The 22,035-nt window shown below is 66.6% G+C and carries 22 protein-coding genes; 18 read left to right on the forward strand and 4 right to left on the reverse strand.

The window, feature by feature from the left end; genetic code table 11:
- Positions 1 to 63 precede the first annotated feature (63 nt).
- The 11 genes from FSV73_RS00865 (at position 64) to FSV73_RS00915 (ending at position 12,789) form a co-directional block, all read left to right on the forward strand.
- Positions 64 to 1,584, forward strand: coding sequence for an ABC transporter substrate-binding protein (locus FSV73_RS00865; RefSeq protein WP_145002502.1), 1,521 nt, complete (start codon positions 64 to 66; stop codon positions 1,582 to 1,584).
- A gap of 49 nt (positions 1,585 to 1,633) precedes the next feature.
- On the forward strand, positions 1,634 to 2,551 hold the full coding sequence (locus tag FSV73_RS00870; RefSeq protein WP_145002505.1) for an ABC transporter permease: 918 nt from the start codon (positions 1,634 to 1,636) through the stop codon (positions 2,549 to 2,551).
- 8 nt (positions 2,552 to 2,559) lie between these two features.
- Positions 2,560 to 3,462 carry an ABC transporter permease gene (locus FSV73_RS00875; protein WP_145002508.1) on the forward strand — a complete coding sequence of 301 codons (903 nt, stop codon included), beginning with the start codon at positions 2,560 to 2,562 and terminating at the stop codon, positions 3,460 to 3,462.
- Positions 3,463 to 3,476: 14 nt separating this feature from the next.
- Positions 3,477 to 4,472 (forward strand): ABC transporter ATP-binding protein, encoded by a 996-nt coding sequence (locus FSV73_RS00880; RefSeq protein ID WP_145002511.1) that lies wholly within the window; start codon positions 3,477 to 3,479, stop codon positions 4,470 to 4,472.
- On the forward strand, positions 4,469 to 5,431 hold the full coding sequence (locus FSV73_RS00885) for an ABC transporter ATP-binding protein (RefSeq protein ID WP_145002514.1): 963 nt from the start codon (positions 4,469 to 4,471) through the stop codon (positions 5,429 to 5,431). The genes FSV73_RS00880 and FSV73_RS00885 overlap by 4 nt, the downstream gene beginning before the upstream one ends.
- Positions 5,432 to 5,479: 48 nt before the next feature.
- Entirely contained in the window at positions 5,480 to 6,874 is a 1,395-nt protein-coding gene (locus FSV73_RS00890; RefSeq protein WP_145002517.1) for a M20 family metallopeptidase, read from the forward strand.
- The gene (locus tag FSV73_RS00895) at positions 6,874 to 8,028 is read left to right on the forward strand and encodes a M20 family metallopeptidase (protein ID WP_145002520.1); all 1,155 of its coding nucleotides are present in this window, start codon (positions 6,874 to 6,876) and stop codon (positions 8,026 to 8,028) included. Before FSV73_RS00890 ends, FSV73_RS00895 begins: the two co-directional genes overlap by 1 nt.
- 280 nt (positions 8,029 to 8,308) lie before the next feature.
- Positions 8,309 to 9,040, forward strand: coding sequence for a GntR family transcriptional regulator (locus FSV73_RS00900; RefSeq protein WP_145002523.1), 732 nt, complete (start codon positions 8,309 to 8,311; stop codon positions 9,038 to 9,040).
- 134 nt (positions 9,041 to 9,174) lie between these two features.
- The gene (locus FSV73_RS00905; RefSeq protein ID WP_145002526.1) at positions 9,175 to 10,464 is read left to right on the forward strand and encodes an MFS transporter; all 1,290 of its coding nucleotides are present in this window, start codon (positions 9,175 to 9,177) and stop codon (positions 10,462 to 10,464) included.
- A gap of 28 nt (positions 10,465 to 10,492) precedes the next feature.
- Positions 10,493 to 11,323, forward strand: coding sequence for an amidohydrolase family protein (locus FSV73_RS00910; RefSeq protein WP_145002529.1), 831 nt, complete (start codon positions 10,493 to 10,495; stop codon positions 11,321 to 11,323).
- An 89-nt stretch (positions 11,324 to 11,412) separates the two neighbouring features.
- On the forward strand, positions 11,413 to 12,789 hold the full coding sequence (locus tag FSV73_RS00915; protein WP_145002532.1) for a GntP family permease: 1,377 nt from the start codon (positions 11,413 to 11,415) through the stop codon (positions 12,787 to 12,789).
- Between the two features lie 102 nt (positions 12,790 to 12,891).
- Here FSV73_RS00915 and FSV73_RS00920 read toward each other — a convergent pair whose 3' ends face one another.
- The gene (locus tag FSV73_RS00920) at positions 12,892 to 13,362 is read right to left on the reverse strand and encodes an Lrp/AsnC family transcriptional regulator (RefSeq protein WP_145002535.1); all 471 of its coding nucleotides are present in this window, start codon (positions 13,360 to 13,362) and stop codon (positions 12,892 to 12,894) included.
- 160 nt (positions 13,363 to 13,522) lie between these two features.
- On the opposite strand from FSV73_RS00920, the gene FSV73_RS00925 reads away from it, so the two are divergent.
- Together FSV73_RS00925 and FSV73_RS00930 are read left to right on the forward strand one after the other, a co-directional pair.
- A complete protein-coding gene (locus FSV73_RS00925) occupies positions 13,523 to 14,536 on the forward strand; it encodes a 1-aminocyclopropane-1-carboxylate deaminase (protein WP_145002538.1) in 1,014 nt (337 codons plus the stop codon).
- Between the two features lie 34 nt (positions 14,537 to 14,570).
- A complete protein-coding gene (locus FSV73_RS00930; protein ID WP_145002543.1) occupies positions 14,571 to 14,969 on the forward strand; it encodes a hypothetical protein in 399 nt (132 codons plus the stop codon).
- 24 nt (positions 14,970 to 14,993) lie between these two features.
- On the opposite strand, the gene FSV73_RS00935 is transcribed toward FSV73_RS00930, so the two are convergent.
- The 3 genes from FSV73_RS00935 to FSV73_RS00945 form a co-directional block, all read right to left on the reverse strand.
- A complete protein-coding gene (locus FSV73_RS00935; protein ID WP_145002546.1) occupies positions 14,994 to 16,280 on the reverse strand; it encodes a HipA domain-containing protein in 1,287 nt (428 codons plus the stop codon).
- A complete protein-coding gene (locus FSV73_RS00940) occupies positions 16,277 to 16,528 on the reverse strand; it encodes a helix-turn-helix domain-containing protein (protein ID WP_145002549.1) in 252 nt (83 codons plus the stop codon). The genes FSV73_RS00935 and FSV73_RS00940 overlap by 4 nt, the downstream gene beginning before the upstream one ends.
- Positions 16,529 to 16,665: 137 nt before the next feature.
- Complete coding sequence (locus FSV73_RS00945) at positions 16,666 to 17,583, reverse strand: LysR family transcriptional regulator (RefSeq protein ID WP_145002552.1); 918 nt, start codon at positions 17,581 to 17,583, stop codon at positions 16,666 to 16,668.
- A gap of 118 nt (positions 17,584 to 17,701) precedes the next feature.
- On the opposite strand from FSV73_RS00945, the gene FSV73_RS00950 reads away from it, so the two are divergent.
- The 5 genes from FSV73_RS00950 to FSV73_RS00970 all read left to right on the forward strand — a co-directional run bounded on the left by FSV73_RS00950 (position 17,702) and on the right by FSV73_RS00970 (position 22,023).
- Positions 17,702 to 18,466 carry a 5-oxoprolinase subunit PxpA gene (locus tag FSV73_RS00950; protein WP_145002555.1) on the forward strand — a complete coding sequence of 255 codons (765 nt, stop codon included), beginning with the start codon at positions 17,702 to 17,704 and terminating at the stop codon, positions 18,464 to 18,466.
- Between the two features lie 95 nt (positions 18,467 to 18,561).
- On the forward strand, positions 18,562 to 18,813 hold the full coding sequence (locus tag FSV73_RS00955; RefSeq protein ID WP_145002558.1) for an acetyl-CoA carboxylase: 252 nt from the start codon (positions 18,562 to 18,564) through the stop codon (positions 18,811 to 18,813).
- Positions 18,814 to 18,830: 17 nt separating this feature from the next.
- Positions 18,831 to 20,183, forward strand: a complete 1,353-nt coding sequence (locus FSV73_RS00960) for an acetyl-CoA carboxylase biotin carboxylase subunit (RefSeq protein ID WP_437179253.1) — start codon at positions 18,831 to 18,833, stop codon at positions 20,181 to 20,183.
- Complete coding sequence (locus FSV73_RS00965; protein WP_145002564.1) at positions 20,180 to 21,052, forward strand: 5-oxoprolinase subunit B family protein; 873 nt, start codon at positions 20,180 to 20,182, stop codon at positions 21,050 to 21,052. The genes FSV73_RS00960 and FSV73_RS00965 overlap by 4 nt, the downstream gene beginning before the upstream one ends.
- A complete protein-coding gene (locus FSV73_RS00970) occupies positions 21,049 to 22,023 on the forward strand; it encodes a biotin-dependent carboxyltransferase family protein (RefSeq protein WP_145002567.1) in 975 nt (324 codons plus the stop codon). Before FSV73_RS00965 ends, FSV73_RS00970 begins: the two co-directional genes overlap by 4 nt.
- Positions 22,024 to 22,035: the final 12 nt, after the last annotated feature.

Genomic DNA, 22,035 nt, shown 5'->3' on the forward strand with positions numbered 1-22,035 from the left:
CACCACCTTTCCCGCGCTTCGCGGACCTGCCTTTGACCAACCACCGCCCCGGAGACAGACGGCATGGGACTCAAAGGTTTCGCTTGTGGCATCGCGTTTTCCCTCTTCCTGGCACAGGGCCAGGCCTTCGCCGGCAAGGCGGACGACACCCTGGTCTACGCCTCCGATACCGAGCCCGAGAACGTCAGCCCCTATCACAACGACGCCCGGGAAGGCGTCATCCTCGCCCACCTGGCCTGGGATACCCTGGTCTACCGTGATCCTGAGACCGGCGAGTACCGGCCCATGCTGGCCACCCATTGGCAGCAGGTGGATCCGCTGACCCTGGACTTCGACCTGCGCCAGGGCGTGACCTTCCACAATGGCGATCCCTTCAGCGCCGACGACGTGGTCTTCACCTTCAACTACGTGGCTTCGCCCGAGGGCAAGGTGGTCACCCAGCAGAACGTCAACTGGATCAAGAGCGCCGAGAAGCTGGGCGACTACAAGGTCCGCCTGCACCTCAAGCAGCCCTTTCCCGCGGCCCTGGAATACCTCGCTAATCCCTTGCCCATCTACCCCGGCAAGTACTTCCAGCAGGTCGGCCTGGCCGGCTTCGCGCAGAAGCCGGTGGGCACCGGGCCCTACCGCATCGTCTCGGTCACCAGCGGGCAGGGCGTCAAGCTGGAGCGCAATCCCGACTACTTCAAGGACAGTCCTCAGGGGCAGCCGCGCATCGGCCATATCGAATTCCGCGTCATCCCGGATGCCGAGACGCGCCTCGCCGAACTCATGACCGGCGGCATCGACTGGGCCTGGCGCGTGGCGCCGGACCAGGCCGAGCAGCTCAAGGCGGCGCCCAACCTGACGGTGGAAAGCGGTGCCAGCATGCGGATCGGCTTCCTCAGCATGGACGCCCAGGGCACCTCCTCGCCGGACTCGCCCTTCGCCAAGGCAAAGGTGCGCCAGGCGGTCAACTACGCCATCAACCGCCAGGCCATCGCCAGCCAGCTCATGGGCGGCGGCAGCCAGCCGCTGCAGGTGGCCTGCTATCCGCAGCAATTCGGTTGCGACGCCAAGGCGGTACCGGGCTATGCCTACGACCCGGCCAAGGCCAAGGCCCTGCTCAAGGCCGCCGGCTATCCCAATGGCTTCAGCACCGAGATCTTCGCCTACCGCGAGCGGGACGTGGTCGAGGCGCTGATCGGCGACCTGCGCGCGGTGGGCATCGACGCCAAGCTGCGCTACCTGAAGTACGCCGCCCTGCGCGACCAGCAGCGCGCCGGCAAGGTGCCCATGGCCTTTCTCGCCTGGGGGTCCTTCTCCATCGCCGACGCCTCGGCGGCCACCGGCGTCTATTTCAAGGGCAACGCCGACGACGTGGCCAAGGATCCCCAGGTGATCGACTGGCTCAAGGTGGCCGACACCGCCATGGACCCAGAGGTACGCAAGGACAACTACCGCAAGGCGCTGCAGCGGATCGCCGCCCAGGCCTACTGGGCGCCGGTGTTCAACTACTCCATCAACTACGCCTTCACCGCGGACCTGGCCTTCCAGCCCTATCCCGACGAGTTGCCCCGTTTCGCCCTGGCGCACTGGAACTGATCCGTCCCCCGCGCCCCCCGCGGGGGCGCCTCCCGCCGAGGAACCGCGCATGTCCGGATATCTCCTGCGCCGCCTGGGTATCGCCCTGGCCGTAGCCTTCACCGTTTCCCTGGTCAGCTTCTTCCTGCTGCACCTCTCCGGCGACCTGGCCACCGCCATCGCCGGACCGGAAGCCACCGCCGAGCAGATCGAGGTGGTGCGTCACCAGCACGGGCTGGACAAGCCCCTGCCCACCCAGTACGTGGAGTGGGTGGGGCAGTTGCTGCGCCTGGACCTGGGCCAGTCGTTCTTCTTCCAGGAATCGGTGCGTGACCTCATCGCCACCCGCTTGCCCATCACCCTGACCCTGGGCGCCATCGCCCTGGCGGTGGCCCTGCTGATCGCCATCCCCCTGGGGGTGCTGGCCGCGGTCAAGCGCGACACCTGGATCGACCGGCTGGCCCTGACCCTGGCCACCTTCGGCCAGGCGATGCCGAGCTTCTGGTTCGCCCTGGTGCTGATCGTCGTCTTCGCCGTGACCCTGCACTGGCTGCCGGTCTCCGGCAACACCACCTGGCAGCACTTCATCCTGCCGGCGGTCGCCCTGGGCTATTACGCCACCCCGTCGCTGATGCGCCTGACCCGCGCCGGCATGCTCGACGTGCTCGGCGCCGACTACATCCGCACCGCCCGGGCCAAGGGCCTAAGCCCGGCGCGGGTGCTGTTCAAGCATGCGCTGCGCAATGCCCTCATCCCGGTGGTGGCCCTGGCCGCGGTGGAATTCGGCTTCATGCTGGGCGGCTCGGTGGTGATCGAGGCGGTGTTCTCCCTGCAGGGCATCGGCCAGCTGGCCTGGGACGCCATCGCCCGCAACGACTTCCCGGTGGTACAGGCCATCGTCCTCTTGATCGCGCTGATCTACATCGTGCTGACCTTGGTCGCCGATCTGCTCAACGCCTTGCTCGACCCGCGCATCCGCGTGCGCTAGGAGGCACCATGACCGTCGCCAACCCCTTCGTCCTCGACGACTACCTGCCACCGCGCCCGACCCTCAATCGCCAGCTGCGCCGCTGGTTCGGCCACCGCGGCTTCGCCCTCGGCGCGCTGCTGCTCCTGCTCATCGTGCTGGCCGCCCTGGCCGCGCCCTGGCTGGCGCCCCACGACCCCTACGCCCAGGACGTGATGCAACGGATGAAGCCGCCGGTGTGGATGGCCAAGGGCACCTGGGCCCATCCGCTGGGCACCGACAAGCTCGGCCGCGACTACCTGTCCCGCCTGCTCTATGGCGCGCGCATCTCGCTGTTCATCGGCCTCGCCGCGGCGCTCATCTCCGGCGCCATCGGCACGCTGCTGGGGGTGCTGGCCGGCTACTACGGCGGCAAGGTCGATGCCCTGGTGAGCTACCTGGTGACCACCCGCCTGGCGCTGCCGGTGGTGATGGTGGCCCTCGCCGCGGCCTCCCTGGTCGGCGGCTCGCTGCAGGTGGTGGTGATCCTGCTCGGCTGCCTGTTGTGGGATCGCTTCGCCGTGGTGGTGCGCGCGGCGGTGCAGCAGATCCGCGATGCCGAGTACGTCACCGCCGCCCAGGCGCTGGGCTGCTCCACCTGGCGGGTCATCGTCGGCGAGATCCTGCCCAACCTGCTGGGCGCCCTGATCGTGGTGATCACCCTGGAGATGGCCCACGCCATCCTGCTGGAAGCGACGCTGTCCTTTCTCGGCGTGGGGGTGCAGCCGCCACTGCCGTCCTGGGGGCTGATGATCGCCGAGGGCAAGCCCTACATGTTTTTTTCGCCCTGGGTGATCGCCATTCCCGGCATCGCCCTGATGCTGCTGGTGCTGGCCATCAACCTGGTCGGCGACGGCATCCGTGACCTGGCCGCCCCCGACGGCCGCAACTGACTGGAGGTCTGACCATGGCACTGCTCGACGTACGCGACCTGCGCATCGACATCCCCCTGGGCGACGACACCCTGCACGCCGTCCGCGGCCTGGACCTGCAGGTGGAGCGGGGCGAGATGCTCTGCCTGGTGGGCGAATCCGGCTGCGGCAAGTCGCTCACCTCCCTGGCGCTGATGGACCTGCTGCCGCCCAAGGCGCGGCGCCAGGCGGCCCGGCTGAGCCTGGGCGGGCACAACCTGCTGGCCGTGGGTGAAAAAGGCATGCGCGACCTGCGCGGCAACCGCCTGGCGATGATCTTCCAGGAGCCCATGACCGCCCTCAATCCGGCCTACAGCATCGGCGACCAGCTCGCCGAGGTCTTGCGCCGGCACCGCAAGCTGGACCGCAAGAGCGCCTGGGCGCGGGCCGAGGCCATGCTGGAGAAGGTCGGCATCAGCAACGCCGGCGAGCGCCTGCGGCAGTATCCGCACCAGCTCAGCGGCGGCCTGCGTCAGCGCGTGGTCATCGCCATGGCGCTGCTCTGCGAGCCGGACCTGATCATCGCCGACGAACCCACCACGGCACTGGACGTGACCATCCAGGCGCAGATCCTGCACTTGTTGCGCGGCCTGCAGCGCGAATTCGGCACGGCCATCGTCTTCATCACCCACGACCTGGGGCTGGTGGCACGCATCGCCGACCGGGTGGCGGTGATGTACGCCGGGCAGATCGTCGAACAGGCGCCGGCCGCCGACCTCTTCGCCGCACCGCGGCATCCCTACACCCGTGGCCTGCTGGCGAGCATCCCGGTGCCCGGCCAGACCCGGCCCGGACAGCCGCTGGGGGCCATTCCCGGCCTGGTACCCAGCCTGGTGGGCGAACAGCACGGCTGCGCTTTCCGCAACCGCTGCCCGCAGGCGGTGGCGGCCTGCGCCGACAGCGTGCCGCTGGTGGAGGAGGGCGCGCACCTGGCCCGCTGCCACTTCGCCGTGCGCCCTGAACCCCTGCGCCGCGTGGGAGGTGTGCGATGAGCCGCGAGATCGCCCTGGAACTTTGTGATATCCGCCGGGAATTCAGCCTGAGTCGCGGGCTGTTCCGTCCGCCGGCTACCTTGAAGGCGGTGGATGGCATCTCCCTGCGGCTTTACCGCGGCGAGACCCTTGGCCTGGTGGGGGAATCCGGCTGCGGCAAGAGCACCCTGGCCAAGCTGCTACTGGGTCTGCTGGCGCCCTCCAGCGGCGACATCCTGGTCGGCGGCGAGCATCTGCGCGGGGTGGATCGCAAGCGCATGGCGCGGCATATCCAGCCGATCTTCCAGGACCCTTACTCCTCGCTCAATCCGCGCAAGACGGTGCGTCAGATCGTCGGCCTGCCGCTCAGGGTGCATGGCCTGGGGTCGGCCGAGGAGCAGCGCCGGCGAGTCGCCGAGATGCTCGACGTGGTGGGCTTGCCGCGGCGCGCCGCCGACAGCCATCCCGGCCAGCTCAGTGGCGGGCAGCGCCAGCGCGTGGCCATCGCCCGCGCCCTGGTGATGCGCCCGGACGTACTGATCTGCGACGAGCCCACCTCGGCGCTGGACGTCTCGGTACAGGCGCAGATCCTCAACCTGCTGCTGGAGCTCAAGCGCGAATTCGGCCTGACCTATCTGCTCATCAGCCACAACCTGGCGGTGGTGGAGCACCTGGCCGACCGGGTGGCGGTGATGTACCTCGGCAAGATCGTCGAGGAGCGCGAGCGGGCGGCGCTGTTCGCCCAGCCGGCGCATCCCTACACCCGGGCGCTGCTCGATGCGGTGCTCACCCCCGATCCGGCCCTGGGCCTGCCGGCTTTGGGGCTCGGCAGCAGCTTTCCCAACCCCATCAACCCGCCCAGCGGCTGCGCCTTCCATCCCCGCTGCCCGCGCTGCTTCGGCCCCTGCGCCGAGCGCTATCCCGAGCGCGCGGACATCCCCGGTGGCAGCAAGCGCTGCCATCTGCCGGAACCCGCCTGATCCGGGTCGCGCGCCTGCCCGATCCCTCGTCTACCACCGGAGCCTGACATGACCAGTCGTACCCACGCCCTCGACCTCGCCGCCGCTCATTTCGACAGCGGCGCCTTCCGTGAGCGGCTCGCCGCCGCGGTCGCCCTGCCCACCGAAAGCCAGGAGCCCGAGCGCCAGGCGGAGCTGGGCCGCTACCTGGAGGGGTTCATCGCGCCCTACGTGGCCGGTCTCGGCTTCACCAGCCAGCGGCTGGACAATCCCGTCGCCGGCAAGGGGCCCTTGCTGATCGCCGAGCGCATCGAGGATCCGACGCTGCCGACCCTGCTCAGCTACGGCCATGGCGATGTCGTCCGGGGTGATGCCACCCGCTGGCGCGAAGGACTCGCGCCCTGGACGCTGGTGGAGGAGGGCGAGCGCTGGTACGGCCGGGGTACCGCCGACAACAAGGGCCAGCACCTGCTCAACCTGGCGGCCCTGGAACAGGTGATCGCCGCCCGCAGCGGCCGCCTGGGCTACAACGTCAAGCTGCTGCTGGAAATGGGCGAGGAGATCGGCTCGGTGGGCCTGCGTACTTTCTGCCAGCAGCAGCGGGCGGCCCTGGCCGCCGACCTCTTCATCGCCTCGGACGGTCCCCGGGTCGCGGCGACGCGCCCGACGCTGTTCCTCGGCGCCCGCGGCACCTTCAACTTCGACCTGCACCTGGACCTGCGCGAGGGCGGCCATCATTCCGGCAACTGGGGCGGACTGCTGGCCAACCCTGGCATCGTCCTCGCCCATGCCTTGGCCAGCCTGGTGGACGCCCGCGGCCAGATCCGCGTCCCGGGCCTCAAGCCCAGCGAGCTGCCCGCGGCGGTGCGGCGGGCCCTGGCCGACATCGAGGTCGGCGGCGCCCCGGGCGATCCGGCCATCGATCCGGGCTGGGGCGAGCCGGGGCTGACGCCGGCCGAGCGGGTCTACGGCTGGAACACCTTCGAGCTGCTGGCCTTCACCACCGGCAACCCCGAGGCCCCGGTCAATGCCATTCCCGGCAGCGCCCGGGCCCACTGCCAGATCCGCTTCGTCGCCGGCTGCGACTGCAACACCTTCATTCCCCTGATCGAGGCGCACCTGGCCGAGCAGGGCTTCGCCGCCGTGCGGGTGATCCGCGCCAAGGACGAGATCCTCCAGGCCTCGCGGCTGGACCCGGAAAATCCCTGGGTGGACTGGGCGCTGACCTCCCTGACCCGCACCCTGGGCGAGAAGCCCGCGCTGCTGCCCAACTTCGGCGGAGGCTTGCCCAACGACATCTTTGCCGACATCCTCGACCTACCCACGCTGTGGGTGCCCCATTCCTATCCCGCCTGCTCCCAGCACGCGCCCAACGAGCACCTCCTGGCCCCGGTCGCGCGGCAGGGGTTGCAACTCATGGCCGGCCTGTTCTGGGACCTGGGTGATCGCTGGAGTCGCCACTGATGCCGCTTGCCAAGACCGCCGCCCTGGAGTGGCTCACCACCCAACGCGAAGCCATGACCAGCCTCCTGCAACGCCTGGTCGATACCGATTCCAACAGCTACGACAAGGCGGGCGTCGATGCCGTCGGCGCGGTCCTCGCCGCGGCCCTGGCCGAGGACGGCATCGAGGTCGCCCGCACCCCGATCGCCGAATTCGGCGACGTCCTCGCCGCCCAGGTGGGCGCCGCCACGGGCCCGGCGGTATTGCTGCTGGGCCACCGGGATACCGTGTTTCCTCCGGGCACCGTGGCCAGCCGGGGCTTCACCCGTGATGCCAGCCAGGCCTACGGCCCGGGCGTCGCCGACATGAAGGGCGGCCTCGTGGCGAGCTGCTTCGCCCTGCGCGCCCTCAAGCGCGCCGGCGAGCTGCCGTTTCCGGTACGGGTGCTCTACACCGGTGACGAGGAAATCGGCTCCGGCACGGCGCGGCCGCACCTGGAAGCGGCTGCGCGCGACGCGCGGGCCGTGCTCAACTGCGAGCCCGGGCGCGTCAGTGGCAACGTGGTCAAGGCGCGCAAGGGCGGCGCCACCCTGAGCATCAGCGTGAGCGGCCGGGCGGCCCATGCAGGGGTCAGCCACGCCGAGGGTGCCAGCGCCATCCAGGCCCTGGCGCTCAAGGTCGTCAAGCTGCACGCCCTGACCGACTACGAGCGCGGCATCACCACCAACGTCGGCCTGATCGAGGGCGGTACGTCCAGCAACACCGTCGCGCCCAGCGCCAGCGCACGCCTGGACGTGCGCTTCGTGGCCCTGGCCGATTGGCCCGCGCTGCAGGCGCGCATCGAGGCCATCATAGCCGAGGTGGAGGTGCCGGGTACCTCGGCCAGCGTCACGCCCACCTGCCTGTTCCTGCCGATGGAAGAGCACCTGAGCCGTGACCTGCTGGCGCTCTACCAGCGCGAGGCGCAGGCGCTTGGCTTCAGCGTGGACGGCGAATTCACCGGCGGCTGCGCCGATTCGGGCTTCACCGCCAGCCTCGGCGTGCCCACCCTCTGCGGCCTGGGTCCGGTGGGCGCCAAGGCCCATACCGATGCCGAGTTCCTGGTGCTCGATAGCCTGGTCCCGCGCACCCAGGCGCTGGTCGCCACCATCCTGGCCCTGGCCGTAAAGGCCTGATCCTCTTGCCGGTTTCCGAAACAGGTGCGACTCCTAGCCGGCGAGGGCCTCAATTGGCGGCTTCAGGTCTTCGAACCATCGACCCATAGCTGCCCTTGGTTCGGGGCAACAATCGGCCAGAATCCGACATTGCCGGCGAAGACCTGCATGTCGATGACAAGGCGGTAGGGCAGCCCTTCGTCAGCGAGACGAAAGGTCCTTCCTTGACAGCCGAGTTGTCTGGGCAAATACTCGCCACGAGATTCATATAGATGACTAGATAACAAGGTGAATAAAGTCGATGAATTCCTTGTCCAGTGATGTCCGATTGCCGCTGTACCAGCGCCTGCGTGACCAATTGGCTGAGCAGATCGCCAATAATCGCTGGCGTCCGGGGGAGGCGATCCCTACCGAAGCGGCGCTGTCTGCAGAATATCAGCTGTCCACCGGCACGGTGCGCAAAGCGATTGATGCGTTAGTCAGTGAGGGCATTCTGGAACGTCAGCAAGGGCGCGGGACGTTCATTCGACGGGCGCAGTTTCAATCCTCCCTGTTCCGCTTCTTCCGATTCCAGACTGTTTCCGGTGAGCGCCAGGTCCCGGAGAGTCGCATCCTCTCGATCGAGCCCGTTGCAGCACCTTCGGCCGTAGCGCAAGCGCTAGGGTTGCCCGCCGATGCGCCGGTCATTCGTATTGTCCGTGTGCGTCTGCTCGATGTTAAGCCGGTGCTCGCCGAAGAAATCTGGTTGCCCCGCCAGCGGTTTCAGGCGCTGCTGGAGATCGACCTCAGCCGCGAAGGGCCGCTGCTGTATCCGATCTACGAAGAAGTGTGCGGACAGGTTGTTGCATCGGCCGAAGAAACGCTAACCGCTGAATCGGTGAATGACGTGCAGGCCCGATTGCTCCAGGTAGCGGTCAACAGTCCGGTGATCGTGATCGAGCGTTTGGCCCGCGATTACGCGGGTAACCCGCTGGAATGGCGTCGCTCGCGCGGCCACGCGGAGCATTTCCGCTACAGCGTGGATATTCGCTAACGCCTGTCTGGGTAGCGAAGCCTTCTGCGGCGGCTAGATCGCCGCCCGATTGCTGTTTGTTTGCCAACGTTGACCCTGTCGCGGTGGGGTTGGGCGTCGGCTGCCTGGCAGTAGCATCTATAAGGATAAGAATCATGTTCAGCTGGTATCGCCAGATCACTCCTCGTGAGCGCAAGACATTCTGGGCCTGCTTCGGCGGATGGTCGCTCGACGCGCTGGAAGTACAGATGTTCGGTCTGGCGATTCCGGCGCTGATTGCCGCTTTCGCGCTGACCAAGGGCGATGCCGGATTGATCAGCGGCGTTACCCTTGTCACCTCGGCACTCGGTGGCTGGGTGGGTGGGACGTTGTCTGACCGCTACGGCCGTGTGCGCACGTTGCAGTTGATGATCTTGTGGTTCTCGTTCTTCACCTTTCTCTCGGCTTTCGTCACGGGCTTCAATCAGCTCTTGGTGGTCAAGGCGCTGCAGGGTTTCGGGCTTGGCGGGGAGTGGGCGGCCGGCGCGGTGCTGATGGCTGAGACGATCAATCCGCACTATCGCGGCAAGGTCATGGGCACTGTACAAAGTGCCTGGGCGGTGGGTTGGGGCCTGGCGGTCGGGGTGTTCACGCTGATCTATACCTCGGTGCCGCAGGACATGGCCTGGCGTGCGATGTTCCTTGTCGGGTTGCTGCCGTCGTTCCTGATCATCTGGGTGCGTCGTAACGTCGAGGAGCCGGACAGCTTCCGGCGTCTGCAAGAAGACAACGCCATTCCGCAGAGTTTCTTCAAGTCGCTCGCGGGCATTTTTCGCCCGGAACTGATTCGCGTGACCCTGTTTGGCGGCCTGTTGGGACTGGGCGCGCACGGTGGCTATCACGCGGTAATGACCTGGCTACCGACTTTCCTCAAGACCGAGCGCAATCTGTCTGTGCTGAACTCGGGCGGCTATCTGGCGGTGATCATCTTCGCCTTCTGGTGTGGTTGTGTGGCCAGCGGTTATTTGATCGATCGCATTGGCCGTCGTAAGAATATCGTGCTGTTTGCCCTGTGCTGCGTGGTCACGGTGCAGTGCTACGTATTTTTGCCGCTGACCAATACGCAGATGCTGTTCCTGGGGTTCCCGTTGGGGTTCTTCGCCGCCGGCATCCCGGCCAGTCTGGGAGCATTCTTCAACGAACTTTACCCTGCCGATGTACGCGGCGCCGGCGTTGGCTTTTGCTACAACTTTGGCCGGGTGCTGTCCGCTGTCTTTCCATTCCTGGTCGGGCACATGAGTGATTCCATGTCGCTGGGTTCAGCGATAGGTATCGATGCCGGAATCGCCTACGGCGTGGGAGTGCTTGCCGCACTTTGCCTGCCTGAAACCCGGGGCAGGGACCTTGCAGCCAATGCCACCTCCGTTCCGGCCAATATCAACGGCAATCAGCGCGCTCGGGCGTGATGATCCCAACTTTCAGTAGATAAAACCCATGTCAGCTCCAAGCCCCAAGTCGATCACCGGCATTGACGCCCATGCCCATGTGTTCAGCCGTGATCTGCAGCTGATCGGTGCACGGCGCTACAGTCCTGAGTACGACGCCACGCTTGACCAGTACCTTGAGCATTTGCAAACGCATGGTCTGAGTCACGGTGTATTGGTGCAACCAAGTTTCCTTGGCACCGACAATAGCTACCTGTTGGCGGCGTTGAAGCAAGCACCTCGGCAGTTGCGCGGTGTGGTAGTGCTGGAGCCAGGCATCAGTCGTTCTACCTTGAATGACATGGCTCAACTGGGCGTGGTCGGCGTGCGCCTGAACCTGATCGGCAAGGCGTTACCTGATTTTCGTGACAGCGCCTGGCAAGGGTTCTTCAGGGATATCGCTGATCTCGACTGGCATGTCGAGTTGCACCGGGAAGTCAAGGATCTGCCGGGCTTGATCCAGCAACTGACGCCGTTCGGCGTGAGATTGGTGATCGATCACTTTGGGCGGCCGGACGCGAATGCGGGTCTCGATCAGCCCGGGTTTGGCGAGTTGCTTGAGGCCGGATCGAAAGGTTTGATCTGGATCAAGGTATCGGGAATCTATCGTCTGGGAGGTACGCCACAACAGAACATTGATTTCGCTCGAAGGGCATTACCGTTGCTGGAAGAAAGCTTTGGCCTGCATCGGTTGGTATGGGGTAGCGACTGGCCGCATACGCAGCATGAGCAAAGCATAGGTTTCGCCACCGTCGTCGAACAGTTGCAAGCCCTGGAGCTTTCGGCGCAAGCCAGCGCCTCGCTGCTGGTGCAAGCGCCTCGCAGATTATTTGGTTTCTAAAAAGACGAACGCTGCAACTTAGCCGTTGCAGATGCCATTCACCTCATCCACTTACAAGAGTTTGGCACCAGCCCAACCGAGAACCTTTCATGACTCCCTTAGATATAGATCTGTTACTGACTGCATTGATCAGCGTCCTGGTGCTGGTAGCGCTGATCGTCTCGCGCCTCAAAATGCACCCGCTGCTGGCTTTGCTGGTAGTTTCCGTCGGCGTAGGCTTTGCAACCGGTATGGAGCCAGATCGCATCGTCTCGCAACTGGTCACCGGCGCCGGCAAGACACTGGGGGCAGTGGGGGTGGTCATCGCGCTGGGGGCGATGCTCGGCAAAATACTTGCGGACGCCGGCGTCACCGAGCAGATTGCTGCGGTCATCCTCAAGCGCACATCGGATCGGATGATTCCGTGGGCGATGATGATGGTCGCGTTTGTCATTGGCATTCCGATGTTTTTCGAGGTCGGCCTGGTGATCATGCTGCCGCTGATCTTCAGCGTGGCGCGCAAGCTGGAAAGTCAGGCGCGCTTCAAGGGTTCAGCGTATGTCTATGTGGGCGTCCCGGTGATTGCCGCACTGGCCGCCATGCACGGTATGGTCCCGCCGCACCCTGGCCCGTTGACGGCCATCGCCGCGCTGAAAACCTCGGTCGGGCCGACCATGCTCTATGGTTTCCTGGCGGCTATCCCGGCCATGATTTTAGGCGGCCCACTGTATGGCGCGTTCATTTCCCCGCGCATGAGCACTCGGCCCGATCAGGTGTTGCTGGATCAGTTCACCCTGGCTGAAAAAGCCGACGATAAACCAAGCCCCAGCGTATACCTTGGCGTGCTGGCAGCCTTGCTGCCGGCGATCCTGATGCTGATTCATGCCGTCGCCGAGATGGTATTGGCCAAGGACAATGCGCTACTGAAAATGGCCGGTTTCCTCGGTAATCCGCTGATAGCGATGCTGCTGGGCGTGCTGTTCGCTGGGGCGAGTCTGGTACTCGCACGCGGCGGCGATGCGGAGCAATTGCGCGAATCGCTGGGCAAGAGCCTCAAGCCAATCGCCTCGATCATCATGATCATCGCCGGCGGCGGTGCATTTCAGCAACTGCTGACCAGCGCCAAGGTGGGCGATGCGATTGTGCACCTGACTCAGCAGTCGGCGTTCCCTCCGCTGGTCCTCGGTTGGTTGATCGCCATGTTGCTTTCGGTCTCTACCGGTTCCGCCACGGTAGGTATCGTCGGGGCTGCCGGCTTGCTGGCGCCGCTTGCCGGTGCTGATCCCACCCTTAACCTGCCGCTGCTGGCCTTGTCCATTGGCTGTGGCTCGCTGTTCTTCAACTACGCCAACCATGCAGGGTTCTGGATGGTGAAGGAATCCTTCGGCATGACGATGGGCGAAGCCACCAAGACGATTTCGGTGGTGCAATCGATCGTCGCCGTGGTCGGTTTGATTGTGGTGTTGCTGTTGAACGTGGTCGTGTAATGAGCTGAGGCGGCGTCGAATCAGGACGCCGCTATCTGTGAAACCCCTTATCCGAACGGGCGCCGCTCGGCACCCGTCCCTCCCTGGGCGCCATCCGCCCGTTCAGATGGGCAACAGTCCCTCGGTCTTGACTTCGTTCAGCACGAAAAAGGTGCGCACCTGGCGCACGCCGGGCAGGGCGATCAGCCGTTCGCTGTGCAGGCGATTGAAGGCGGCGATGTCCTTGACCCTGAGCTTGATGAAGTAATCCACGTCCCCGGCCACCAAGTAGCACTCGAGCACTGGTGGCAGGGCGCGCGCGGCCGCCTCGAAGGCCTGGAAGGATTCCGGGGTCGACCGGTCCAGCACCACGCCCACCAGCACCGCCGTCTCCCGCTGCACGGCCTTGGGATCGACCTGGGCCCTGACGCCGGTGATGACGCCGCTGTCGAACAGCTTGCGGGTGTGGTTCCAGCAGGCGCTCGGACTGAGGGACACCTGGCGTGCCAGCTCGGCATTGCTCAGGCGCCCGTCCTGTTGCAGCGCCCTCAGGATCTTGCGTTCGACCGGAGTGAGTTCCGCGGTATCGCTCATCGAAAGATTCTCCTTCAGCAGCGGGAATTTCCAGAATGTCTGGGCGTTACGTCCAGCATTCTGGAAAGGAAAGCAGCTTTCGTACCGCACATTAGAAAGCACCTTCTCCAGGGCTTTGCCTAGCATGGATGGCGTCCTTTCAACCCCTGGAGTCGCCACCATGTCCCTGGATCTCGAAAAGCGCTTTCCCCGAGTCAAGCTCGGCTATTTCCCGTCCCCGCTGCACAAGCTGGAGCGCCTGTCGAAGGACCTCGGTATCGAACTCTGGGCCAAGCGTGACGACGTCTCGTCCGGTCTCGCCTACGGCGGCAACAAGGTGCGCAAGCTGGAATGGCTGGCGGCCGATGCCCTGGCGCAGGGCTGCGATACCCTGGTGTCCATCGGCAACATCCAGTCCAACCACACGCGTCAGGTCGCGGCCGTCGCCGCGGTGCTGGGCATGAAGTGCCGACTGGTCCAGGAGGAGTGGACCAAGTGGGAAGACCCGGTCTACGACAAGGTCGGCAATATCCTGCTGTCCCGCCTCATGGGCGCCCAGACGCTGCTGGAAGGCGAGGGCTATTCCACCGCGGTGAAGGCCACCTGGGAGCGCGCCCTTGACGAGGTGCGGCGCGAGGGCGGCAAGCCCTACGCCATTCCCGCCGGTGCTTCGGACCATCCCCTGGGTGGCCTCGGCTATGCCCATTTCGCCGATGAGCTGGCCGCCCAGGAGCGCGAGCAGGGCGTCTTCTTCGATACCGTGGTCACGGCCACCTGCACCGGTTCCACCCAGGGCGGCATGGTGGTGGGCTTTCGCGCCCAGGAGCGGGAACGCCGGTTGATCGGCATAGACACCGCCGCCGATGCCGAGATGACCCGCGCTGCGGTGACCAAGATCGCGCGCAATACCGCCGAGATGATTGGCCTGAAGCAGGAGATCCGCGACGAGGACGTCATCATCGATCCGCGCTTCTGCGGTCCGGACTACGGCCTGCCGGACGGCCCCACCGTCGAGGCCATCCGCTACACCGCGCAGATGGAGGGGATGCTCACTGATCCGGTCTACGAGGGCAAATCCATGGCCGGGCTGATCGCCATGGCGCGCAGCGGCGAGATCGCCAAGGGTAGCCGGGTGCTCTATGTCCACCTTGGCGGCGCACCGGCGCTCAACGCCTACCACAACGCCTTCGCCTGAGCCCAGGCCACGACCGGTCAGGAGGAGGTCCGGCATGACGAGCCAACCCTGGACAGCGGTAGACGACCTGCGGCCAGCCGTGGCGCTGGTCATCCTGCATGGCGCTCTCGACCCCACGATGACGGCTGAATTGCGCAACGGGTTACCCGGTTGCAGCGACCTTCCGCTGCTGCAACTGGAGGACGCCGCTGGGTTGCACGAGGAGTGGCTGGCGCAGGGGGCGCACAGCCGGATCGTGGGGCTGTTGTCCCGGCTGGGCGGCGATTGCCTGCTGCTGGCGGTCGAGCCGGAGGGCTCGACCGAGCTGGAATGGCTGGGATCGGTCGCCGGTCAGCGCCTGCAACGTTTCACCAGCGGCACGTCGACGACCGAGCTGATCGCCCGCCTGCAACGGCTCAGACGCGAACGCCTGCTGGCGGTGTTGCCGCTTTGAGCGGAGCCGTCAGCAGCGGGGCCGTTAGGCCAGCCGCTCGACCTGTTCGGCGATCAGCGCCCTGATCGCCCGCAGGCAGCGCAACTCGCCGGCGAAGACCGCCCGCAACGCCGGCCGCGCACCGGCCAGGGTCTGATTTTCCCGCTCGGTCTGTTCCAGCAATTGCTGCGCCTGGAGTGGCAGACGCTGGCGCAGGCGCTGCAACTGGGCAGCGGCCGGCGAGCGCTTGATGCCCAGCACCTCGGCGGCGTCCAGCAGCCGCTCGCGGTCGATGGCGATCAGCCGGCTTTCGCCGAGGATGGGCCAGGCGAGGGTGGTTGCCTCCGGCCAGCGCTGCTGGTCGAAGGCGCGGCTCTCGTAGACGGCGGTGCAGAGCAGGTCGTAGCAGGGTGCCAGGGTCAGGCCACGGGGCGAGACCAGGAAGCCGAGATTCTTCAGATGGGCATCGGTGTTGCCCACCAGCACATTGAACGCCAGCCAGTTGAATAGCCGCGTCCGGGTCACGGCAGGTGCCTCGCACAGCAGGGCCAATTCGGCCAGCCGCTCCACGCTGCCGGCCTGGTACTTGAAGTGCCGATCGAGCCCCAGCATCTGGCAGGCATCGATGCCATGCCGTCGCTGCCAGCCCGTAGCGGTACGGACGCGGTCGAAACGCTCGATCAGATAGACCGGCTCGGGTACGTAGCGCCGCTCGACGGTGGGAACGCTCAGCCCAGCCATACCCGCCAGCCGCATGATGAACCATTCGTTGATCACCGAATGGGCGAAGGCCTCGTGGGGATGATCCGGCTTGAGGATATGGGTCGAGGGCAGGGCGCCCACGGGTTCCTGCAGGCCCTGGTCATCGAGGATCACCGCCAGCTTGTGCTGGGCGCCGGCCAACGACATGCGCTTGAGCGCCTCGTGGGTCAAGGGCAACTGCGGCATGGCTTGGATCCGCCGGGAGAGGTCGGCGTCGCTCAGCGGGCGGCGATTCCCCGGGGGCAAGCGCTGGCCCTCGGCGAGCAGGGTAAGGGAGCCGGCCGATTCGGCGCCGTACCAGCCCAGCAGGGCGAAGGCATCGGCGGCATCCAGCCGCGCGTCCTGGGCGAGCAAGTGGCGCTGGCCTTCCTCCGGCAGCAGATTGTCGAAGTACCACTGCACCGGCCGCTGGGAGCTGCCATCGCGCAGCGGCTCCGTTTGCAGCGGTAGCTGAGGGCAAAGCCCGAAGGCCCGCCAGCCGGGTTCGTAGCGGAACGACCAGATCCCGTTCTCGTCGCTCAGCCGCCCCACCAACTGGTCGTCGATCCAGGCCAGGAGTTCGCGTTTCATGGCGTCCCGGCATCCGGCGGAGTATCCAGCTCGGCGGGCAGGTCGACGATCAGCCGCACGCCCAGGCCGTCGAGCACCTGGAACAACTTGCCCCATTGGACGGTTTCGCCGCCGCGCTCGACCTTGCCGAGGAAGTTCTCGCTGACCCCGAGGCTGCCCGCGGCATCGTCCTGGCGCAGGGCCTGGGCCTTGCGGGCCTGGCGGACCAGGGCGCCCAAGTCGGCGGCATTCTTGAGTACGATCTGCATAAGTAGTCCTCACGAGCGTGAGGATTATGTTAGCTCAGGGTGCCTGGCGTTGCCAATCCTCACGCTCATGAGGATTCACCCGATCAAACCGAGAAAACGGTCAGAAACCTTTCGCTCGTGAGGATTTTCACCCTGGCTCACCGCCGCGCCCCGATCTGCTGAGGCGCCAGGAAGGCACTATGGAAATAACTGCGAAAGGCCTGCATGGCCGGCGTCAGGGGGCGTTCGCGGTGCCAGGCCAGCCCGACGCTCATGGGGGTGATGGGTTCCACCAGGGTACGGGTCTCCAGCCGCTTGCCCTCCAGCGACCAGGGTCGATAGACCAGGTCGGAGAGGATGGCCACGCCGCTGCCGTTGGCCACCATGCTGCGCACGGCCTCCACCGAACTGGTGCGCAGCAGCACCTGGGGTTCCCGACCGGCCTGGCGCCAGTAGCGCATCGCACTCTGCTCGGCCTCGTCGACGGTGAGCAGGACATAGGGCTCGCGCGCCACATCGGCCAGGCTGACGTTGGGATGATCGCGCAGCGGATGGCCACTGGGCAGCCAGAGACGGCGTTCCGAGTTGAAGAGCGTCTCGGAGACGATGTCTTCGTGGGTCAGGTTGGCGGTGAGCACCACCGCCATGTCGATGCGCTTGTCCAGCAGCGCCTCTTCGATGGCCTGGCGTTCCTGCTCGTGGACCGCGACCGTCACCTCGGGATAGAGCTGCGCCAGCCGTTGCAGGTGGTGCGGCAGGAAGTAGCCGATCACCGTGTAGCTGGCGGCGATGCGCAGCTCGCCGCTGGCGCGGTGGTCGGGCAGGGCGCTGCTTAGCGCATCGTCCACCCCGCGCAGGATGCCGTAGGCATGATTGAGGAAATGCCGGCCGGCGTCGGTCAGGGCCATGCCCTGGGTCGAGCGGACGAACAGGCTGGCGCCCAGCAGGCCCTCCAGCTCCTGGATGGCACTGGTGACCGCAGATTGGGAGATGTTCAGGTGGATGGCGGCCTGGGAGATCTGCCCCAGTTCGGCGGTGGCGGTGAAGTAGCGGAGCTGGCGCAGGGTAAGGGCCATGGCGATCGTCCTGGGGTATCGATTTTTCCGAACGCTGAACCTTGGATAATAAATCTTCCCAAGGGGGCAGGGCAGTCCTAAGGTCGAGGCCAACGTACCGCTGCCAGGGAATACCGCAATGACCGAGGTGGATTTCAATTCCGACATGGGCGAGGGCTTCGGCGCCTGGACCCTGGGCGACGGCGTGGATGAGCACCTGCTCGAGCTGGTCAGCTCGGCCAACATCGCCACCGGCTTCCATGCCGGCGACCCCAGCCTCATGCAGCGCACCGTGCTGCAGGCCAGGGCGCGCAACGTGGCCATCGGTGCCCATCCGGGCTATCGCGACCTGGTGGGCTTCGGTCGTCGTCCCCTGCAGATGCCCGCCGAAGAGCTGGTGGCGGACATCGTCTACCAGCTCGGTGCGCTGCGCGAATTCGCCCGGCTGCACGGCCTGCGCCTGCAACACCTCAAGCCCCATGGCGCGCTGTTCATGCACCTGGCGCGGGACGAGGCGGCGGCCCGGCTGCTGGTGGAGACGCTGCAACGGCTCGAACCCGACCTGCTGCTCTATTGCCTGCCGAATTCGGCCACCTGGCGAATCGGTCGCGAACTGGGTCAGCCCCTGGTGCGCGAGTTCTATGCCGACCGGGACTATGACGCCAGCGGCTCCATCGTGCTGGTGCGCCGCATGACCGCCCTCGACCCCGAGGCCGTGGCCGAACGGGTACTGCGGGCCTGCCAGCACGGCCGGGTCGCCACGGTGGAGGGCGGTGAGGTCGAGGTGGCCTTCGAGTCCATCTGCCTGCACAGCGATACCCCTGGCGCCCTGGGCCTGGCCCGGGCGATCCGCCAGCGCCTGGACGCCGCCGGGATCGCCGTGCGCGCACCCGGCGCCGGCTGAACCGTCTTTCAAGGACACCGGTGCCCAGACACCGGGTCCTCCCTTGCTTCGCTCCGCCTGCCTTTCCGACAACATCGCCTAGAAGAGGAATCGTCATGGCCGAACATTCGGTGCTCTCGCCCCTGCCCGGGACGTTCTATCGCAAACCCACGCCCGACGCGGCGCCCTATGTGGACGTCGGGGAAACCGTCACCGCCGGCACGGTGCTCGGCCTGGTCGAAGTGATGAAGCAATTCTCGGAGGTCCAGGCCGAGGTGGACGGGACCCTGATCGCCTTCGCGGTGGAGGACGGCGATCCGGTCGAGCCTGGCCAGGTGCTGGCGACCCTGAGTGGAGTGGCGTCGTGAGCGCGACCGGGCGCGGCATCCGCCGCCTGCTGATCGCCAACCGCGGTGAGATCGCGGTGCGTATCCTGCGCGCCGCCAAGGCCTTGAACATCGAGACGGTGCTGGCCTGCAGCGAGGCCGACCAGGACTCCCTGGCGGCGCGCCAGGCCGATGCCGTGGTGGTGATCGGCCCGGCGCGGGCGGATCGCAGCTACCTCAATATAGAGGCGCTGCTCACCGCCTTGCGTGACAGCGGCGCCGACGCGGTCCATCCCGGCTATGGCTTCCTGGCCGAGAACGCGGCCTTCGCCGACGCGGTGGAGGCGGCCGGTGCGGTCTTCGTCGGCCCCTCGGGTGACATCATCCGCCGCATGGGCGACAAGGCCGAGGCACGGCGGACCGCGCTGGCCGCCGGTGTACCTGTGGTACCGGGTTCCGCCAGCGAACCCGCCGATATCGAGGCTGCCATAGCAGCAGCCGAGACGGTGGGTTATCCGCTGCTGATCAAGGCCTCGGCCGGGGGCGGCGGCCGGGGCATCCGCCTGGCGCGCGATGCCGCCGAGCTGGCGCGGGAATTTCCTATTGCCCAGCGCGAGGCCCAGACCGCCTTCGGCAGCGGCGCCCTCTATCTGGAACGCTTCATCGAACGGGCTCGCCATATCGAGGTTCAGGTCCTCGGCGATGGCCAGCGCGCCGTGCACCTGTTCGAGCGCGAATGTTCGTTGCAGCGTCGCCGCCAGAAGCTCTTGGAGGAAGCACCCTCGCCAGTCCTGAGCGCGGCCCAGCGCGAAGCCCTCTGCGCCAGCGCCGTCCGCCTGGCCGAACGCCTCGGTTATCGCGGCGCCGGTACCCTGGAGTACCTGTTCGACGAAGCCCGGGGCGAGTTCTTCTTCATCGAGATGAACACCCGCATCCAGGTCGAGCATCCGGTCTCCGAGATGGTCACCGGCATCGATCTGGTCCAGGCCATGTTGCGCATCGCTGGCGGCGAGCCCCTGGGGTTGCGCCAGGAAGATATCCATCTGCAGGGCGCAGCCATCGAGCTGCGGCTCAATGCCGAGGATCCGGCGCGCAACTTCTTTCCCAGCCCCGGTACCGTCGAGCGGTTGCGCTGGCCGAGCGGGCCGGGAATCCGCGTCGACAGCCATCTCTATGCTGGTTACCGGGTCCCGCCGTACTACGACTCGCTGTTGGCCAAGCTCATCGCCCACGGCGCCGATCGCGGCGAAGCCCTGGCCCGCACCCGTCAGGCGCTGGCCGAGCTGCACCTGACCGGCATGGCCACTACCGCAGCCCTGCATCGCCGCCTGCTGGACGAGCCCTGGGTGATCGAAGCCCGCTTCGACACCGGTACCCTGGAACACTGGCTGGCCGAGGAGATTCCCGCATGACGAGCGCAATCCGCTACAGCTTCGGTGGTGACGAGCACCTGTTCGTTGAGCTGTCCGAGAGCATGTCCCTGGAGGCATTTTTCCGTGGCCTGGCCATGACCCGCGCGGTGCAGGCCCTGCAACTGCCCGGCATCCACGACATCTGCCTGGCCAACGCCTCCTTCCAGATCCGCTTCGATCCCGACGTGCTGCCGCCCGACCAGCTGCTGGCAGCCGTCCAGGGCGTGGAAGACCAGGCGGTGGCCGAGCGCCAGCTGGCCACCCGGCTGATCGAGATCCCGGTGCTCTACAACGATCCCTGGACCCACGAGACGCTGATGCGCTTTCGCGATCGCCACCAGGATCCGACCGCCACCGACCTGGAATACGCGGCCCGTATCAATGGCCTGGCCGATGTCGAGGCGTTCATCGCCGCCCATAGCGGCGCGCCCTGGTTCGTCTCCATGGTGGGTTTCGTCGCCGGGCTGCCCTTCATGTTCCAGATGGTCGAGCCCGAGCGGCAGCTGCAGGTGCCCAAGTACCTGCGCCCCCGTACCGATACGCCCAAGCAGACCCTGGGCCACGGCGGCTGCTTCGGCTGCATCTATTCCGTTCGCGGTGCCGGCGGCTACCAGATGTTCGGCGTGACGCCGGCGCCCATCTACGATCCGGCGCAGCGCCTCGATTACCTGCAGGACCACATGGTGTTCTTCCGACCCGGTGACATCGTCCGTTTCCGCGCCATCGACCGCGCCGAGTACGACCGGATGCTGGCCGAGGTGGAGGAGGGTAGCTTCACCCTGAATATCCGTCCGGTGGCCTTCTCCCTGGACGCCTTTCTCGACGACCCCCGCGGCTATCCGCGCACCCTGATGGAGGAGCCGGCATGATCAAGGTACTCAAACCCGGCCTGGCCACCTCGATCCAGGACCTCGGCCGCGAAGGCTACTACCACCTGGGCATCCCGCCGTCCGGGGCCATGGACAGCTACGCCTTGCGCGCGGCCAATCTGCTGGTGGGCAACGCACCCGGCGCCGCCGCCCTGGAATGCACCCTGCTCGGCCCGGAGCTGCACTTCGGCGAGGACGCCCTGGTGGCCCTGAGCGGCGCGCGCATGACCCCGCGCCTGGATGGCGCCGAGATGCCGCTGGACCAGGCCTTCACCGTGCGGGCCGGGCAGGTGCTCAAGTTCGATTACCTCAAGGCCGGCGCTCGTGGCTACCTGGCCGTCGCCGGCGGTTTCGCCGTGCCCGAGGTGCTGGGCAGTCGTTCGACCTACACCCTGGGCAGTCTCGGCGGCTTCCAGGGCCGGCGCCTGGCCGCTGGCGACGACTTGGCCCTGGGAACACCCACCGCTAGTGCCAAGCCTGGCACCCGCTTGCCCGACGACCTGGTACCGGCCTGTGGTGGCGAGGTGACCCTGCGTGTCGTGCCAGGTCTCTACCATCACCGCCTGACCGCGGACGCGGCCGAGGCGTTTTTCGCCGATACCTGGACGGTGGGCTCCGAGGCCGATCGCATCGGCTACCGCTTCAAGGGCGGCCGGCCGCTGGACTTCACGCCCCGCGAACAACCCTTCGGCGCCGGCTCGGATCCGTCCAATATCGTCGACAGCTGCTATCCCATCGGCTCCATCCAGGTGCCCGCGGGCCTCGAACCCATCGTCCTGCATCGCGATGCGGTCTCTGGCGGCGGCTACGCCATGATCGGCACGGTCATCAGCAGCGACCTGGACCTGATCGGCCAGCTGCAGCCCAACCAGAAGGCGCGTTTCGTCGCCGTGACCCTGGAAGAAGCCCTGGCGGCGCGGCGTGTCTACCAGGACCGCCTGCGGCGACTGGAGCGGGCAGTGGCGCCCTGAGCGGCCATGGTC

It is taken from the genome of Pseudomonas oryzihabitans, assembly GCF_007665395.1.
Lineage (GTDB): Bacteria > Pseudomonadota > Gammaproteobacteria > Pseudomonadales > Pseudomonadaceae > Chryseomonas > Chryseomonas psychrotolerans_C.

Excerpts from the sequence above, each read along its gene's own strand:
- FSV73_RS00895 (WP_145002520.1), top strand. The coding sequence starts at position 6,874 with ATGCCGCTTGCCAAGACCGCCGCCCTGGAGTGGCTCACCACCCAACGC.
- FSV73_RS00885 (WP_145002514.1), top strand. The coding sequence starts at position 4,469 with ATGAGCCGCGAGATCGCCCTGGAACTTTGTGATATCCGCCGGGAATTC.
- FSV73_RS00910 (WP_145002529.1), top strand. The coding sequence starts at position 10,493 with ATGTCAGCTCCAAGCCCCAAGTCGATCACCGGCATTGACGCCCATGCC.
- FSV73_RS00935 (WP_145002546.1), bottom strand. The coding sequence starts at position 16,280 with ATGAAACGCGAACTCCTGGCCTGGATCGACGACCAGTTGGTGGGGCGG.
- FSV73_RS00905 (WP_145002526.1), top strand. The coding sequence starts at position 9,175 with ATGTTCAGCTGGTATCGCCAGATCACTCCTCGTGAGCGCAAGACATTC.
- FSV73_RS00970 (WP_145002567.1), top strand. The coding sequence starts at position 21,049 with ATGATCAAGGTACTCAAACCCGGCCTGGCCACCTCGATCCAGGACCTC.
- FSV73_RS00945 (WP_145002552.1), bottom strand. The coding sequence starts at position 17,583 with ATGGCCCTTACCCTGCGCCAGCTCCGCTACTTCACCGCCACCGCCGAA.
- FSV73_RS00925 (WP_145002538.1), top strand. The coding sequence starts at position 13,523 with ATGTCCCTGGATCTCGAAAAGCGCTTTCCCCGAGTCAAGCTCGGCTAT.
- FSV73_RS00900 (WP_145002523.1), top strand. The coding sequence starts at position 8,309 with ATGAATTCCTTGTCCAGTGATGTCCGATTGCCGCTGTACCAGCGCCTG.
- FSV73_RS00890 (WP_145002517.1), top strand. The coding sequence starts at position 5,480 with ATGACCAGTCGTACCCACGCCCTCGACCTCGCCGCCGCTCATTTCGAC.
- FSV73_RS00950 (WP_145002555.1), top strand. The coding sequence starts at position 17,702 with ATGACCGAGGTGGATTTCAATTCCGACATGGGCGAGGGCTTCGGCGCC.
- FSV73_RS00880 (WP_145002511.1), top strand. The coding sequence starts at position 3,477 with ATGGCACTGCTCGACGTACGCGACCTGCGCATCGACATCCCCCTGGGC.
- FSV73_RS00865 (WP_145002502.1), top strand. The coding sequence starts at position 64 with ATGGGACTCAAAGGTTTCGCTTGTGGCATCGCGTTTTCCCTCTTCCTG.
- FSV73_RS00875 (WP_145002508.1), top strand. The coding sequence starts at position 2,560 with ATGACCGTCGCCAACCCCTTCGTCCTCGACGACTACCTGCCACCGCGC.
- FSV73_RS00870 (WP_145002505.1), top strand. The coding sequence starts at position 1,634 with ATGTCCGGATATCTCCTGCGCCGCCTGGGTATCGCCCTGGCCGTAGCC.
- FSV73_RS00915 (WP_145002532.1), top strand. The coding sequence starts at position 11,413 with ATGACTCCCTTAGATATAGATCTGTTACTGACTGCATTGATCAGCGTC.
- FSV73_RS00955 (WP_145002558.1), top strand. The coding sequence starts at position 18,562 with ATGGCCGAACATTCGGTGCTCTCGCCCCTGCCCGGGACGTTCTATCGC.
- FSV73_RS00920 (WP_145002535.1), bottom strand. The coding sequence starts at position 13,362 with ATGAGCGATACCGCGGAACTCACTCCGGTCGAACGCAAGATCCTGAGG.
- FSV73_RS00930 (WP_145002543.1), top strand. The coding sequence starts at position 14,571 with ATGACGAGCCAACCCTGGACAGCGGTAGACGACCTGCGGCCAGCCGTG.
- FSV73_RS00940 (WP_145002549.1), bottom strand. The coding sequence starts at position 16,528 with ATGCAGATCGTACTCAAGAATGCCGCCGACTTGGGCGCCCTGGTCCGC.
- FSV73_RS00965 (WP_145002564.1), top strand. The coding sequence starts at position 20,180 with ATGACGAGCGCAATCCGCTACAGCTTCGGTGGTGACGAGCACCTGTTC.